Source organism: Hahella sp. CCB-MM4, assembly GCF_002260525.1.
Classification (GTDB): domain Bacteria; phylum Pseudomonadota; class Gammaproteobacteria; order Pseudomonadales; family Oleiphilaceae; genus Hahella.
This window is the reverse complement of the sequence record NZ_MRYI01000008.1, coordinates 142,353-158,239: the sequence shown is the minus strand read 5'-3', so window position 1 is coordinate 158,239 and position 15,887 is coordinate 142,353. Positions and strand designations below refer to the sequence as shown.

Sequence of the window (15,887 nt, the reverse complement as noted above, 5' to 3'; positions counted from 1 at the left end):
AAAGCAGGCAAGAGATCATGACAACAGAAGTCGTAAGCATGAAAGAATCCGGCAAAGACAGTGGTGTCACAAAAGATAAATATCGACTGATCGGCCCCCTGTATGACTTTCTCAGTGCACTTTACAGCGGTAAGTCGATTCATCAGTGCAAAATCGGCATGCTTAATTCCGACCAGGTACGCCCAGGAGACAAAATCCTTTTTGCCGGCGTGGGTCACGGTAAAGATGCCATTCATGCCGCCGAGCTTGGCGCTGAAGTGACCGTCGTTGATCTCTCCGCTACCATGCTGCGCAAGTTTGAACAAGGTTTGTTGGAACAAAACAAATCCCACCTCCCTATTCGCCAGGTACATGCGGATATTTTCACCTTCGACGAGCTGGAAGAATACGATATGGTCGTCGCCAACTTCTTCCTGAACGTTTTCAATGAAGACCTGATGGCAAAAGTTCTGGAACACCTCATTGCCTTGACCAAGAAAGGTGGCAAAGTGGTTGTGGGTGATTTCGCCTTCCCTACCGGCAATATCTTTTCCCGCACCTTTAAAAAGGCCTATTGGTATGTTGCCGTATCACTATTCTGGCTGTTCGCCAATAACGCCATGCACAGTATCTACAACTACCCCGAGCACATGAAAAAGCAAGGGCTGGTTATTCGCGACAGGAAATACTTCAAACTGCTTAACGTTAATTGTTACTGGTCCATTCTCGGCTACAAATCACTGTAAATACGAATCTCACAATAACGATAAAAACAGACGAGGTGTTGTGGTATGACTGATCAGGTATTAGTCCTGGACCGGTACAGCGATGTTCGCCAGGGTAATTTCAGTTTCTCAGAACGGGTCAACTATTTGAAAGAGTTTGGCCGGCATTCACAATCCTTTTCCACTCTGCAGCCAGGTATGGACTTTTTTGACCTGGAGGGAATCGGCTATATCGGGTACATGCGTAAATGGGGCAATGTATTCGTTCTCTCCGATCCGGTCTGTGCAGCGGAAAACTTCGATCTTATTCTGACTGAGTTCCACAAGAAATTTCCCCGGGCGAACTATATCCAGGTAAGCAAGTCCGTGGCGGATATACTGCACAGACGATTTGGCCTGTATGGCACTCAATTTGGCTCTGAGACCAGGATCGATTTACAGAAATGGAGCCTGACCGGTAAAAAGAAACAGGTACTCCGGACAGCGCTTAACCAGGCTGAGAAACAGGGGATCACTGTAAAAGAGCGTTTTAGTGACGACCATACCCGAGAAATCTCTGAAGCCTGGATCAAAACACGAAAGTGCAAAAGCAATGAAATTCGTTTTCTGATTCGCCCGATGAATATGAACTACAAGGAAAACGAGCGCCATTTTTATGCATACCAGGACGGTAAGGCAGTCGGCTTCATTTACTTTGATCCGATCTACGACAAAAACAAAATTGTCAGCTACGTACCCAATATTTCCCGTGCTTCAGCCGATTTCAAACAAGGCATTTTCTACACATTAATGGCACACGCCATGGAAGTGTTTAAAGAAGAAGGCGTTCCTTTTCTCGACCTGGGGCTAATCCCCTTGATGCTGACCAAAGAAACGGAGCCCCAGGAAGCCGGACTGCTGAAAAAACTGCTGCATCTGGTATATGAAAAAGGAAACTTTCTATACAACTTCAAGGGATTGGAGTTCACAAAAACCAGATTCCGGGGCGAGGTTTTCAAAACCTACTGTTGCCACAGCAAGACACTTCCCATGCTTGAATTCCTGGCGATGTTTAAGCTGACCAGATTGATCTAAACCTCAAAGAAAGCCACAAATAACAACTAAAAATAATGACAATATCCGCCCGCAGGATCGCGGGCATTATTTTTTTATAAGCTAGCGTCAACAGCCCGTGGACCAGCTTTTTATACACACTACTATTTCGCTATATACACTTCCATTTCGTTATAAGCACTCCGATTGCAGTTCTACATATACATATATATGGCGACACCATATCGATAGCATTATATCGACAGCGACATCACCTGATGAAATCCCAGGCGTGCCACGCCATTCTCCCACTCCGGATTCACTTTCGTACCGCTAGACACGGCAACATGGCGAACAGAACTTTCCCCAGGCAGAGTCGAAGCTCCAGCCATCGTCAGCAAATCAGCCACTCGGCGGGCAATAGCCTGTCCTGAATCCACCCATCCGATATGCGGTGAAATCTGCAATAGAAAAGGTTTCAGCAAAGGAAAATGCGTGCATCCCAATACCACTTGGTCACATTCCGCTTCCAGAACGGGAACAATCTCTCGCTGCAAAAGTTCCAGATCCGGCAATTGTCCGCACGAGACATCTTCTGCCCACCCTACCAGAGCATTCGATCCAACTCTTGTAACCTGGCAATCGGATGCATGTTGATGAATCAAATCCTCCAGATATTGACGCTGTACCGTGCCCGGTGTTGCCAGCACCCCTATTCGCCGGTTGCGGCTGAGCGATGCAGCCGTTTTAACCGCCGGCACCACTCCGACAACAGGAAAAGGAAATTGCTGACGGATAGTATCCAGCACAATGGTGCTGGCGGTATTACAGGCAACGACCAGAAGACCAGGCCGAATCACTGGAACCAGAGTCTGCAACAGAAGAATCACCCTGTCGGTGAGCTCCTGCTCCGACTTCAACCCATAGGGATAAGCGGCGAAATCAGCCAGATAGAACGTATTCAGCTGGGGTAAATGTCTGACGATCTCTCCCCAGACCGTAAGCCCGCCGCTTCCCGAATCGAGAATCAATGCCGGTGAATTGCCATAGGACAATCCGCCCAGACAATCTCTGAGGTCTGTTGCCAATCTGTCGTCTCTGGTGCTGTTCAGGAATGCTCCTGACGAATAATCTGTATGGAGGCATCTATCAGTTTGCGGGAGATGGTCTGGCGTGGTGGAATCGTCGGCAGCTCATCAATATCGAACCATCTGGCGTCTCTCAATTCCGCAGGATCGAACAGAAGATCACCGCTTTTGTACTCGGCCAGATACCCTAACATCAGCTGGTGAGGGAACGGCCAGGCCTGAGAAAACTGGTATTGAATGTTGTGCACATGAATACCAGACTCTTCAAGCACTTCTCTTTTCAGGCCATCTTCGGCACTTTCTCCTGCCTCAATAAAGCCTGCCAGGCAGCTGTACATTTCGGTATGGATACGAACAGGCTGCCCCAGCAGAATCTCACGCCCTTTTCTCACCACAGTAATAATACAAGGGGAAACCTTTGGATAAGACAGATAACCACACTTGGCACAGGCAAGCGCTCTGTCGCTATCGTTAAACTCGAGATTATGACCGCAACGACTGCAAAAATTCTGGGTACTTAACCAATACCGCAACTGAGCAGCAGCATTGATCACCTTAAATGCGGGCTCGGGCGCACGCAGGAGGTAATCACGCAATGCAACCGCCTGCCAGCCATCCGGGGCCGATTCAAGTTGCACCACTCTACAGGGTGAATCGTTCAGCTCACCCAACAGCAATGCCAACTTGGGTTCCGGCGACAGCGTTTCATAAGACCATGGCATATGCTGGGAAGGATCCGCCAGCAACTCCGGTTTTACCAGCAATTGGTCATCGACAAAATAAATCGATAACGTCTGTGGGTTATCAACGCCTGCCACCATGGCCGGATGATATTTAAAATGAACCGCCATATTTACTCCTCATCTGGCGCTCATGCCGACCGTTATCAACATGAGCGCCTTTTGACGTGAAGGTCGCCAGCTCCCCGGATTTTTCGTGAGTCAGTGCGACCTCTGCGTCAGACCATCCTTTTGCTTCTTCGCCACAATGCAACCAACAGAGCAATCACCGTTAGCGCCAGCGGCACCAGGACAATATTGATCAACTTCAGTTGACGCCCCAGGTCCTCAATATTTTGGTCAAGGCTGTGCTGGACATCCCGCAATGCCTTGCGAATTTTGAGTTTTTCCTCCTGGAAGCTCAGCAGCGCCTGTTCCTGCTCCGGAGATAGTATCGCACTATTGGCATCGGCTCCGGCACGCGCTGATTGAAGTTCCGCCAGCTTGGACTCGGTTTCCTCCAGACGCGTCTCCAGCTCACGCTGCTGGTCGGCAAACTTTTCTTCTGCCTTGCGACGCAGCTCTTCCACCACCGTAAATGGGCGGGTGAAGCGACCGCGGGAGCGAATATTAATCAGGTCAGCATTCCCGGACAGGTTATCCAGTGCATTAACCAGCAAATCGCCGTTGTTAGCCCAGGGACTGGCAATCCGTTGGCCGAAAAACTCCTGAACCTGCACCCAAAGACGGTCACTCAGAATATCCGTGTCGGCAAACACCAGCACATTCAGATTGTCAGTCTCACTGATATCCGCCATCACTTTGCGGGTCACTGTCTTGGGTTCTGCATCTGCCTCATCTGCGGTCGCTTCGCTATTATTTGTGGCTTCATCGCCTGCGGAACTTGCGCCAGTATCATCACCCTCTGCGGGCTCTACAGGCTCTTCAATTTCGATCCCGTCAGGATAAGCTGTCGTCGCTTTACCCTCCACACGTGCTGCAATGGTATAGCGCTCGCCGCTTGGCGTGAAACCATCAAACAGTTTTTCCGGATTATCCAAAGTGGCGAACAACGACGCTTCCAACGCACTCGACTCTGTGCTGGAACTGATCAGCGGGGTGATTTTCGTGGTATGCCCTTCAACCATGTCCAAAATACCCGAGGTGGATACATTGATGGACTCAAGTCCCGATAGCACCACATCTTCACCATCCCAGTTGTCCTTGGTCAGCCCTAACAGAGCCAGATGCCGTGTAGGCGTTCTCTGGGGACCAACGCCGACCACCATGCTGTTGTCGAAATCCGCCAACACCGCGCCTTCCCGTAACTGCAATCCCCAGGCTTTGAGTAAAGGACCGAGATCAGAGTTACGTGACTGGTTAGCCGCCATCATCGGCATGGAGGGCTGATCCTGCTCAGCAAACGGATCAACAAACGCAAGAATCCGTCCCCCCTTCAAAGCAAACTGGTCGATTGCCAACAGTGCCTGATCCGAAAGATCCTTGGGATGTATGAGCAGCAGCACATCAATGGAGTCGTCAATCTTATCCGCATCATTGGATACCCACTGCACATCGAAAAGGTCTTCCAGGTATTGCATGAAGACCCAGGCTGGACGCTGTCCCTGGCCGTAAAAATCCATACCGCCGTTGATTTCCAGGCCGGAGAGAATACCGACTACCGGAGACTTCTGCCGATTCAGGCTATAAATGAGTTTGCTAAGGTCGTATTCCAGAAACTGTTCCTTATCCGGCTGAAAAAATGCGATGACTTCTTCAGCAGCGACTACTGCGGCAAGATCTTCCTCAGTTTCTGCATCTTTAGCATCCCCCACCTCGTCAGACTTCACCTTCCCTACCAGTCCAAAAAACACATTTTCCCCAGAAACTCCCACCGGGATGGACTGCAGTCCTGCCACTGTGGCGTTGTCTTCATCTTCGGAAAACGGCGCCGGATCAATAACATTTAACGTAATTTTTCCGCCGGCCAGTTGTTCAAATTCCTGCAGCAGCTCCTGCACCCGCTTGGCATATGCCCTCAGCGCAGGCAGGTCTTTGGAAGACTGATCAGAGAAGTAGAGATTCAGTTCAATATCCTTATCCAGATTCTGCAGGATCGACTTTGAACCTTCGCTCAGCGTATACAGTTTGTTTTCTGTTAGATCCCAGCGCATTCCGGTCAGTCCGGAGGACATCAACAGGTTGAAAATCACCAGTGCGGCGACGGCGATAACAGCAATGATTCCAGTACGTTTCATAATTTCCTTACCTCTTCACCGTATGCCGAACCAGATGGGCCGTGAGCCAGAGGCCAAACACCATAATGGAAATAAAATAGAGGGCATCCCGGATGTCGATCACCCCACGGGATATAGCCTCGAAATGTGACATGAAGCTTAAGCCGGCAACCAGATCCAGAACCCAGTTGGGAGCCCAGACCGAGAAGGCATCCAGCACCAACGGGAATCCGGAGGCAACCAGAACAAAACACACCACCAGAGTCAGGACGAAAGCAATCACCTGATTGCGGGTCGCAGCAGAAAACATGGAGCCGAGCGCCAGGAATCCACCAGCCATGAACCAGCTTCCCAGATATCCCGCAAAAATGGCTCCGTTGTCCGGTTCTCCCAGGTAATTGACGGTAATCCATAACGGGAAAGACAGAATTAGCGCGCACCCGAGGAACACCCAGGCCGCCAGGAATTTGCCCAACACCCAGGCAGAAGGTGATACCGGCAGAGTCAGCAACAGCTCAATGGTTCCGCTCTTGCGCTCTTCCGCCCACAGCCGCATGGTCAACGCTGGAACCAGCACCAGATATAGCCAGGGCATAAAGTTGAAAAAGGAATTGAGATCCGCCTGCCCACGCTCGAAGAAGCGTCCCAGGTAAAACGTAAAAATCCCGCTGAGAACCAGGAATATCACTGTAAACAGATAGGCCAACGGCGTTGACAGATAGCTCAGCAGCTCTCGTTTGAATATTGTGGTTACCGTACTCATGCTGCATCCTCCATCGTCAGGCGGCGGAACACATCGTCCAGGCGGCCTTTTTCCACATGCAGCTCTTCCACATCCCAGTTACGGTCATGTATCAGTTGATTCACAGCATGCAGTGCCTGGGTACCGGGTTCGGTGTATAGCAGATAGCCATGATCGCTGCAGGTTTCCACCTCGGTAATTTCCGGCAGTGCCCGGAGCGCTTCCAGTGGCTCATACTCCTCACTGAAGCGTACATAGACCGCTTTGTGATATCGGGACATCTGGGCCAGTTCCATTGGTGTCTTGTCGGCGACGATTTTACCTTTGGCGATGATAACCACCCTGGAACACAAGGCATCCACCTCTTCCAGAATATGGGTGGAGATAATCACGATCTTATCCTTGGACAGGTTTTGAATCAGTTTACGCACCTCATGCTTCTGATTCGGGTCCAGGCCATCGGTAGGCTCATCCAGTATCAGCACCTGAGGGTCATGAATAAGCGCCTGCGCCAGACCGACCCTGCGCTTATAGCCTTTGGACAAGGTATCAATCGGCTGACTTAAAACCTTCTGTAACGAGACCTGCCTGACCACTTCATCAAACCGTTCGTTCAGGCGCTGTGCGGTCATACCACGCACCTGCCCCACAAAGCGGAGGAACGCCGCCACGGTCATTTCCCCATATAAAGGCGCACCTTCCGGAAGGTACCCCATAATTTCCTGGGCCTTCTGTGGGTTGGACAGCACATCCGTCCCCATGACGGAGATATTGCCCCTGGTTGGCTGAATGTATCCGGTAATCATTCGCATGGTGGTCGATTTGCCGGCACCGTTGGGGCCAAGAAAGCCCAACACTTCCCCCGGTTTGACTTCAAATGAGATACCCTTTACGGCATGGAGGTTGCCGTAGCTTTTTTCCAGATCTTGGAGTTTGATCATGTGATTAGGCTTCCCGTATAACGAGCTGCAGGTTTTATTATGTGTACAGGTCTGTTGCAGACCTGGTATTCGGATGCAGAACTCCCCGGAATCCCCCTCTCCATGAGAGGTCCAGGGAAGCAGCGAAAAGAATAAGTAGTCAATAGTAGGTTTGCAAGAACCTATCGAAAACAATCTATTACAGTGTGGCAAGGTTCAGGGTTGTCGACTAAAGTGAGGTTTGCTCCAACGGCCACGCAGACTAAACTTGTTACCAGGTTTCACCGGGTGGAAGTCAACTTGACAAGGCATCACGAGGCGGCGACTATTCGCCAGGGTCCGGTGACCTGAATTAACCCTTCCCTTCAACCGTTGGATAAATCAATGTTTGGGATCAGCTCCTTCTTCTTTACCATCCTCCGTAAAATACTGTTCTTATGGGTACGTACCGACGTGATCGGCAATGACGCCAAAGAGTTGGGGCTGGACCCTAACAAACCGGTCGTCTATGTACTCCAGCACAGCTCACTGAGCAACCGGTTGGTATTGGAGCAGAAGTGTCTGGAGAACCATTTTCCTTCCGCCCAGCAACCTTTATCCCTGGGCGATGAAACCATCAGGCGCAGTCACTTTTTTATATATGAAAAACAGGGACAGCCGTTCCGCCGCCGCTACCGACCGGTGATTACGGAAAGACTCAAACAGTTGGTCGCCGCGGCTAAAAAAGATTCTGATCTGGAAGTCCAGATTGTTCCGGTTTCCCTGTTCTGGGGAAGGGCTCCCGAGAAAGAAAAGTCTCTCTTTAAACTCATGCTGGCAGACACTTGGTCAGTAGCCGGCCGGATCCGGCAGTTCTTTGTCATCATGATTCATGGCCGAAATACTTTCGTGCAGTTCAACAAGCCGATCTCTCTGCACCAGATCGTGGAAGAAAGCGAAAGCAAAGCGATCGCCACCCGGAAGCTGGCCCGTGTCCTCAGGGTACATTTCCGACTGGTGCGTCAGGCGGTGATCGGACCGGACTTATCCCACCGCCGCACCCTGGTATCCTCACTCATCCGTTCCAATGCGGTGAAAGAAGCGATCAAGGAAACGGCCAGAAAAGGGAAAATCCCACCGCTCAAGGCCAAGCAGAGAGCCCGCAAATATGCCAATGAAATTGCTTCCAACGTTTCCATCGCGGCTGTCCGCTTCCTGGATATCCTGCTGACCTGGGTCTGGAACAAGATTTATAACGGGGTCAAAATCAACAACCTTGAGGCGGTTAAGGAAACGGCTCAGAAAGGCGCTATCGTTTATGTCCCCTGTCATCGCAGTCACATCGATTACCTGTTGCTGTCATATGTCCTGTTCCGCAACGGATTGATGGTGCCGCACATTGCCGCAGGGATTAACCTCAATATGCCCATCGTCGGCCCGATCCTGCGTCGCGGCGGCGCTTTCTTTATGCGTCGCAGCTTCAAGAACAACAAGCTATATACCGCTGTCTTCAACGAGTACATGCACTCCATGTTTACCCGCGGCTATCCGGTGGAATACTTCGTTGAAGGGGGCCGCAGCAGAACCGGCCGGACACTGCAGCCGAAAGCCGGTATGTTGCTGATGACCGTCCGCAGTTTCCTGCGGGACTCGAAGAAACCCATATATTTCGTACCGGTCTACGTAGGCTATGAGAAGATTCTGGAAGCCAGGTCTTACCTGGGCGAATTGAAAGGGGCCAAGAAACAGAAGGAAAACGTGTTTGGCCTGTTCAAGTCCCTGAGAAACCTGCGCAGCTCATTCGGCCAGGTCAGCGTGAACTTTGGAACACCGTTCGCACTGGAAGAAACTCTCAGCAATATCCAGCCGGACTGGAAAGAACATACCTATACCCAGGATTCCCGACCCGAGTGGTTGCCGGGGGCCATCGACGAACTGTCCAACCAGGTCGCCACGAGTATCAACAACGCTGCCGCCATCAACCCGGTGAATATCGTCGCGACGCTGTTATTGGCAACACCCAAGCAGGCCATGGATGAAAGAATGCTCGGCGACCACTGTGACGCGATGATCGCTTTGCTGAAACAATTCCCTTACAGCGATGTGATGAGTTTCCCTGAAGGAAAAGGATCAGACTGGATTGCCTATATGGAGTCCATGGGGCTGGCGGTCCGCCAGAAACAGAAGCTGGGGGATATTATTGCACTGGAAGGCGCCAGCGCGATTCTGCTGACCTACTACCGTAACAATATCCTGCATTTGATGGCCCTCCCTGCTCTGGTCGCCAGTATGTTCCAGAACAACACCACGCTACGAAGGGAAAAACTGGTCTGGCTGGTGAAAACTGTCTATCCATATATCCAGTCCGAACTATTCCTGCGCTGGTCCAGGGAAGAAATTGATTCCGTGATTGAACGCTGGATCGACACATTATGTGCCAATAACCTTCTGCTGAAGGACGATGACAATCTTTACAAGCCGATTGTCGGATCCCGGGAGTTTGTCCTGCTTGACGCGCTGGCCAGAACTATCATCCCGACACTGGAAAGGTACTACATTGCCATCGCCATTCTGCGTCGTAACGGTCGTGGCACCATTACCGCCAACAAACTGGAAGAACAAAGTACGATGATGGCGGAGCGCATGTCGATCCTCTATGGACTGAATGCGCCGGAGTTCTTCGATAAATCCCTGTTCCGAAACTTCATCAATAATCTGAAGCGCAAAGAAATCATTCAGATTGATGAAAACGGCAATATCGTTTACGACGAGAATCTGGATCAGGTCGCTGAAGATGCACGTCTGGTGCTCAATGCTGAAATGCGCCAGAGTATCCTTCAGGTCGCCATTGAAGCAGAGTCCAAACCGGTCTCGAAAGAGCCACCTCCAATGGACAAAGCCGCCGGCCAGAACTGACAGATCTGCTCTTTCTCCCCAGGTCAGCATTTTTTCTGCCCTGGGGATATTCGCGGAGCCTTTTTCATTTCACTTTTTCTTCTTTTCAATCTACCGTCCATTCTCTTCCTGACCACTTTTCATTTTCTTCCCGACCACCTTCCATCCACACCCTGTCCACCTTCCCTTCTTTCCTGTTCATATTTTCTGCCTTGCGTTCATATTGCCTTGCCTGCATCTCTATAGCCCTGGCGAATCATTCGAATCCACTCCCCTGACAGAAAGTTGGATTTGATGTTCTAAACAAGGGCGACTTCACATTACGTGATTTTCATCTGCGTATAATTTCAGAATCCATTGATGTTTCTCCCAAATCGAACACCAATGGAAGCATCAACAGATGCTGGTCCTGTGAGTCGTAAAGGGACAATAAAAATAACAACCCGGAGAGAATCATGAATCTGGCACCCCAACCTCAGGCATTGGGTATTTCAGAGCACCTGCGTGTATTGATTATCGACGACCATCAATTGGTTGCCGAAGGCCTTCGCGCCTCACTACGCCAACAAAATCTCCATTTGGATATGGAAATCGCACTGAACTGCACCGCCGCCGCAGAAATTCTTAGCAAAGACCAAAACTTTGACCTGATTCTGTTGGATCTATCGCTGCCTGACAGTAAAGGGCTTCGCTTTCTTCGCAAACTTTCGGAGCTTCGCGTGCTCATCCCGGTGGCCATCTTATCCGGGTCTGAAGACCCCGAAGACGTGGATCTTGCACTGGCCAGCGGCGCTTGCGGTTATATCAGCAAGTCCAGCAGCGGAAGCAATATATATCAGGATATCTCGGCCATTCTGGAAGGAAAAATGGTACTGCCGGATTTCTATCCGAGATACCGTCGTCGTCGGCCTGTTGATCTGCAGGTGGATATTCAGGCCATCACGCCCCGTCAAATGGAAGTGCTTCAGCTACTGGCCCAGGGATTGCCGAACAAAAAGATCTGTACGAAATTGCAGCTCACAGAAGACACGGTCAAGACACACCTGAAATCCCTGTTCATGCATCTGAATGTTCATAACCGGACAGAGTGTGTCAGGGTCGCCGAGAAATGGAATCTGATCGACTGACAGATTCCTTCAAATAAACAGGCTCCTTCGAACAAACAGGCTTTCAAATAAGGCCGGTAAGCAGCCTGATCATGCAACCGGCTGACTGAGCTGACTGCGAATAGCGCTTAACAGCCTGGCAGGCGTCACGGGCTTGGTGAGAAATACAATGTCCGGCCGATCATCCGAAAGATCTCGCACCTTTTCCACATCGGCCGACAGGATTATCGCGGGGACAAACCGGTCCGCCAGCTTGCGTATCAATTTCACCACGCTGAGGCCGGTTTTACTGTGCCCCAGTCGGTAGTCAGTCAACATCAGGTCCGGTGTGGAAGCATCATTCAATCCATCAAGCTGTGCGACAAACTCTCCGTACCCGGCCAGAGACACCACCTCTGCCCCGCATTGAGTGACAAAAGCGGTCAGCGCTTCTCTGTTGGTCTCGTCATCTTCCACCAGCCAAATCCGCACACCGGAAAGTACCTGATGCATACCTCCTGCGGCGCTTTCCTGGGCTGATGGCAGTACGGGATCTGAGGCGGGTATCGTCAGGCGAAATACCGTCCCTGCTCCTTCGTCACTCTCCAATTGCAAAGAAATGTCCATCAGCTCAGAAAGCTGTTGAACAATTGCCAGTCCCAATCCCAGGCCATTGGGAGGTCGCCCATTATTTCGGCGAACCTGCTGAAATTCCTGAAACACCTTTTCCTGATGCTCTTTTGGAATCCCCCGTCCGTCATCCCTGAACACCAGCGTCACCCACTCCTCTGAAATTTCAGCGTCTATTACCACGTTGTCGGCCTCCGCATGCTTCAGACTATTGGACAGCAGATTGCGAAGAATGCGCTCGATCAGAATCGGGTCTGAGTAGATTCCCGTCCCTTCAGGTATTGAATTGAGCATTGCGGGGCTGGCGTCATCCGCCTTAACCTGCTCTTCGATAATACGCTCTACCAGATCGTGAAGGTCAAATGCACTGCAGTGCGGCTTGATCACCCCCAGGTTCAAACGGGATATGTCCAGCAAGGTACCCAATAGACCATTCAATTGGTCCAGGGATCTTTTCAGTTTTTGTTGAACTTCCGAAGTTTCAGTATCACCCGGTGCCGGTTTCGGCATTCCTTCCAACAGCAGATTCATGGCATTCAACGGCTGCCGCAAATCATGGCTGGCGGTGGCAATAAATCGGGTCTTGGCTTTGTTTTCCCTGTCAGCTTCTGCCTGACGAATATGCAATAGCTGCTGGTTCAGGAAACTGCTACGGAGATTGTGTTCCTGAATGTAGGAACCGACAGAACCAATCAGATTGGCACCGGCCAGAAAAAACATATTCAGATAAAGCTTATCCGGCGGCATGTCAGCCATGACTTCCGCCACGGCATAAAAAGCAAAAATCAGCCAGGAAGGTACCAGGGCATGGCGGAATGGAATGGACATGACGAAATAGCCATAGCTCAGAACGAGAAACAGGCCGTCGTAGGGCACCATCACATTGTTGGAATGGGCAATCCAGATAATCGCAACCACTGCCATGCCACACACAAAGTAACTGGCCATGTATACAAAAAAGAAAAGTCGGGGTGACCGGGTTCTGCAGTTAATGATGGTAGAGATCACAATGACCGGGGCCACCAGAAACAGGCGTATGGGAATCGTCCAGCTCGCCACCTCAAACGGAAATATGAGGTAATCCACCAGTGAATAGATAACGAAGAAAACCAGCGCGACCAAGTTCACAACGCCCAGCCTGCGTCTGATACGCTTAAACTGGAACGTTTCAAACAGCCGCTCCAGTTCAGGTTCAAAATTCAGATTGTAGTAACCGGCTCGACTGGCATTTATTATTAATTGTTCGTTCATATCAACTCCAGCAGAGCCGATATGATAACACTCAGCCATTTAGCTCAATGTGCCCTAAGTCCAGAAAATGTGGCATACGTCCAGAAATTGATCAGAGTGTGGATGATTGTTGCCGATCGATAAGGCCCTTTCACAGCGATCCAAAAGACTAAGAAGTACGATCTCTCAAGCGCGCTTTGAGCCGTTCTCTTTCATCGGTAAAATACTCCGCCCTTAACGACTCCAATTGCCTTTGCTGATCTTCTTCACTGAGACCTGCCTCGAGTATCTGGTCCCGCTGTACCTGATATTGCGCATATCTCAAATCGAACTTCCTCCGCGCTTCCCAGTTCTTCGCGATCTGATCAATTTCCTCTGCGGGATAACCGAGATTTCCTAACCCGCTTCGAATATCCTCCTCACTGGCTGCATTCTGCAACAGCGCTGCAGCCTGCTGAGCCCGTATGGCCGAACGCTCCAGCTGCTCGTCCACCGTCCGAAGCTCCTGTGGCAAGTGGCGACGTCTCTCTACAATCAACTGCTGCTTTTTATCGGGACTGAGCTCCTTGTCCTGCTGAATCGACATTTTATCCAGCGTGTAATCCGCATAGGCCTCTTCCATGCCGAAAAATGCCTGGACGGTATCCTCGTTCATGACCTCACGGCGAATCTGTTTCAGCCGGGTCAGTGACCCTCGCAACACTTTCAAATGGTACTCAGGGGTCTGCTGATCAACCGGTAGTAACGGCTCCTGCATCAGATCCAATGCCAGTTGCTTATACTCAAGATACTGGTCCATTAACGCCATGGCTTCATCCGCGGCTGCCGGGGGCAAGCTACTGCGGGCCAAACGTTCAATTTCCGCCAGCGCTTTCTCAGGAGGAACCTCTCCCACCGTATTGAAGAAATAATCAAAGAAATCTTTGACTGCAACGCTCACTATCAGATGGCCGGATTCATCCGCCCGCAGTTCGCCATCGATATCCGTGCCGGCCAGACTGGCAGCAAAAGCGGCACCGTCATATTGTTTTGGGGTCACCCAAGTGGTTTCATCCTGCCTCACCGATTCGTCATCCAGTGTGGCCGCCTCTTCGGTGTTGGTAATGCCTAGCGGCCCCTGCGGTGCAACCCAGGGGTCTTCAAGTGCTGTCTCCAGAGATACCGTTTCAACATCGGGTTTGGCTTTGTACGGTTCACTTTGCCATAACCAGGCGGCAGTTAACGCCAGGGATATGGCCGTGATGACGACAGACAAGGGAAACAGATACTGGTCTCTGATTTTTATCTTCATTCGGGTCCTTCCTGGCGGGCTACTGATCATAAGTCAGCAACCCGCGCAATGGTGATGAGACAACGTCCAACACGGATCTTATAAGCCTTCTTTCTTCAGCCGGTTAGCCTGGCTTCGGTAAAGCGATACCGGATTGGTCCACAAAGAACGCACCGCAAACAGATGATTGATGGCATCCAGGTGATTCATGGAATAGTGGGTTCCAATGACCTTGCCCAGCTTGCTGGAGCAACTTGAGACAAACCCATCGTTCCGCTCATGGCCAAACACCAGTGATGTCACTCCCAGAAAGGCATCCGAGGGATCAAGCAGATTAGTCACAGGACTACGGCCGCTCCAGGAATACAGTTTCACCAGATCGTCGCCATACCAGACCTCTTCATCGCCGCTGTCACAGTTTTCGGGGCTAACGCCTCTCCACTCGAGATCATTGTTCAATTCCAGCATATCGGGAGAGGTCATGGCATCCAGCGCCTGCATACCGTCCTGGGGATTGCTATTCCCGGCCATGACATCCACCAGACTCCCGGCGGCCCGGGCAATGACATCAACACCCCCTTCAATTGGTGTATCAGGGGGGATAACACCTCTGACAATATCGGCGACTTTAGAGCCCTTATTGATACCATCAATTGATGTGACAGACGCGACATGGCAGGAATTGAAGTGAGTGGCCACCCGGGCAGTCGGCGCCCCCTGACCATGCGCCATGATGTTGACCTTGGGGTAACCCAGGCAGTCGATATATTCCTCTAGCTGCTGGCCCCGGTCCCAACTGCTGTGCACAAAGGAAACATTCGCGACTTCCACCGTGGCACCTGAGCGGGCGAGATTATAGGGAATCGTATGGAAATAGCCGATCAATCCCCCGAGGTTATCAAAACCTGCAAAACCGTGGACCAGAAGAATCGGATATTTTGTTTTGGTATAACTTCCGGCCTGGGCGGCGCCCATCATCATCAGACTGCACGATGCAGAAACAATCAGCAGTTTCTTGGCAAAACGACGAAAGCCAGGCTTTCTCACCGGGTTTAACGTTTTTTTATGTTGTTTATTGAATACATTGGCGGTAAATAAGGTATTCATGAATGCTCTCCGGACTCGTTCCTTTGTCAGTTTTCCGTAATATTTTGAATGCACGGCTGATACTGCGAGCGGCAAACGATAGAGTGATTATGACAAAACTGTTAGATCTTAAAATCGCCTTAAGGGACGATATTCCGGGTGGCTCTTCGGCCGAAGGATGATGGCCGATTACCCGACTGTTATCAGCCGGGACTAGGCCTTACTGAATGATTTTGAAGAGATGAAGGCAAGAAGGTGAAATAGAGTCGT

The 15,887-nt window shown here is 50.8% G+C and carries 12 protein-coding genes; 4 read left to right on the top strand and 8 right to left on the bottom strand.

Features of this window, described 5'->3' with window-relative positions:
• The first annotated feature begins 17 nt into the window (after positions 1-17).
• On the top strand, positions 18-725 hold the full coding sequence (locus BTA51_RS15530; RefSeq protein ID WP_094708785.1) for a class I SAM-dependent methyltransferase: 708 nt from the start codon (positions 18-20) through the stop codon (positions 723-725).
• Between the two features lie 45 nt (positions 726-770).
• Complete coding sequence (locus tag BTA51_RS15525; protein WP_094708783.1) at positions 771-1,778, top strand: DUF2156 domain-containing protein; 1,008 nt, start codon at positions 771-773, stop codon at positions 1,776-1,778.
• A 212-nt stretch (positions 1,779-1,990) separates the two neighbouring features.
• On the opposite strand, the gene murI is transcribed toward BTA51_RS15525, so the two are convergent.
• The 5 genes from murI to BTA51_RS15500 all read right to left on the bottom strand — a co-directional run bounded on the left by murI (position 1,991) and on the right by BTA51_RS15500 (position 7,463).
• Positions 1,991-2,824: a glutamate racemase gene (gene murI / locus BTA51_RS15520; RefSeq protein WP_168188192.1), complete on the bottom strand. Its 834-nt coding sequence runs from the start codon at positions 2,822-2,824 to the stop codon at positions 1,991-1,993.
• 20 nt (positions 2,825-2,844) lie between these two features.
• The gene (nudC, locus tag BTA51_RS15515; protein WP_094708779.1) at positions 2,845-3,675 is read right to left on the bottom strand and encodes an NAD(+) diphosphatase; all 831 of its coding nucleotides are present in this window, start codon (positions 3,673-3,675) and stop codon (positions 2,845-2,847) included.
• A 107-nt stretch (positions 3,676-3,782) separates the two neighbouring features.
• Positions 3,783-5,801 (bottom strand): Gldg family protein, encoded by a 2,019-nt coding sequence (locus tag BTA51_RS15510; RefSeq protein ID WP_094708777.1) that lies wholly within the window; start codon positions 5,799-5,801, stop codon positions 3,783-3,785.
• A 7-nt stretch (positions 5,802-5,808) separates the two neighbouring features.
• A complete protein-coding gene (locus BTA51_RS15505) occupies positions 5,809-6,543 on the bottom strand; it encodes an ABC transporter permease subunit (RefSeq protein ID WP_094708775.1) in 735 nt (244 codons plus the stop codon).
• Positions 6,540-7,463 (bottom strand): ABC transporter ATP-binding protein, encoded by a 924-nt coding sequence (locus BTA51_RS15500; protein ID WP_094708773.1) that lies wholly within the window; start codon positions 7,461-7,463, stop codon positions 6,540-6,542. Before BTA51_RS15500 ends, BTA51_RS15505 begins: the two co-directional genes overlap by 4 nt.
• 363 nt (positions 7,464-7,826) lie before the next feature.
• Here BTA51_RS15500 and plsB point away from each other — a divergent pair, with 363 nt between their 5' ends.
• Positions 7,827-10,337 carry a glycerol-3-phosphate 1-O-acyltransferase PlsB gene (gene plsB, locus BTA51_RS15495; RefSeq protein ID WP_094708771.1) on the top strand — a complete coding sequence of 837 codons (2,511 nt, stop codon included), beginning with the start codon at positions 7,827-7,829 and terminating at the stop codon, positions 10,335-10,337.
• A 434-nt stretch (positions 10,338-10,771) separates the two neighbouring features.
• Positions 10,772-11,443, top strand: a complete 672-nt coding sequence (locus BTA51_RS15490) for a response regulator transcription factor (RefSeq protein WP_094708769.1) — start codon at positions 10,772-10,774, stop codon at positions 11,441-11,443.
• Positions 11,444-11,512: 69 nt separating this feature from the next.
• On the opposite strand, the gene BTA51_RS15485 is transcribed toward BTA51_RS15490, so the two are convergent.
• The 3 genes from BTA51_RS15485 to BTA51_RS15475 form a co-directional block, all read right to left on the bottom strand.
• Positions 11,513-13,282 (bottom strand): ATP-binding protein, encoded by a 1,770-nt coding sequence (locus BTA51_RS15485; RefSeq protein WP_168188191.1) that lies wholly within the window; start codon positions 13,280-13,282, stop codon positions 11,513-11,515.
• A gap of 148 nt (positions 13,283-13,430) precedes the next feature.
• Positions 13,431-14,552, bottom strand: a complete 1,122-nt coding sequence (locus tag BTA51_RS15480) for a lipase secretion chaperone (protein ID WP_094708765.1) — start codon at positions 14,550-14,552, stop codon at positions 13,431-13,433.
• 78 nt (positions 14,553-14,630) lie between these two features.
• Complete coding sequence (locus BTA51_RS15475) at positions 14,631-15,638, bottom strand: triacylglycerol lipase (RefSeq protein ID WP_246841054.1); 1,008 nt, start codon at positions 15,636-15,638, stop codon at positions 14,631-14,633.
• Positions 15,639-15,887: the final 249 nt, after the last annotated feature.

Bases quoted from the DNA above. Each gene is read 5' to 3' on its own strand.
- BTA51_RS15530 (WP_094708785.1), top strand. From the start codon at position 18: ATGACAACAGAAGTCGTAAGCATGAAAGAATCCGGCAAAGACAGTGGT.
- BTA51_RS15510 (WP_094708777.1), bottom strand. From the start codon at position 5,801: ATGAAACGTACTGGAATCATTGCTGTTATCGCCGTCGCCGCACTGGTG.
- BTA51_RS15485 (WP_168188191.1), bottom strand. From the start codon at position 13,282: ATGAACGAACAATTAATAATAAATGCCAGTCGAGCCGGTTACTACAAT.
- plsB (WP_094708771.1), top strand. From the start codon at position 7,827: ATGTTTGGGATCAGCTCCTTCTTCTTTACCATCCTCCGTAAAATACTG.
- BTA51_RS15480 (WP_094708765.1), bottom strand. From the start codon at position 14,552: ATGAAGATAAAAATCAGAGACCAGTATCTGTTTCCCTTGTCTGTCGTC.
- BTA51_RS15525 (WP_094708783.1), top strand. From the start codon at position 771: ATGACTGATCAGGTATTAGTCCTGGACCGGTACAGCGATGTTCGCCAG.
- BTA51_RS15505 (WP_094708775.1), bottom strand. From the start codon at position 6,543: ATGAGTACGGTAACCACAATATTCAAACGAGAGCTGCTGAGCTATCTG.
- BTA51_RS15500 (WP_094708773.1), bottom strand. From the start codon at position 7,463: ATGATCAAACTCCAAGATCTGGAAAAAAGCTACGGCAACCTCCATGCC.
- BTA51_RS15475 (WP_246841054.1), bottom strand. From the start codon at position 15,638: ATGAATACCTTATTTACCGCCAATGTATTCAATAAACAACATAAAAAA.
- BTA51_RS15490 (WP_094708769.1), top strand. From the start codon at position 10,772: ATGAATCTGGCACCCCAACCTCAGGCATTGGGTATTTCAGAGCACCTG.
- nudC (WP_094708779.1), bottom strand. From the start codon at position 3,675: ATGGCGGTTCATTTTAAATATCATCCGGCCATGGTGGCAGGCGTTGAT.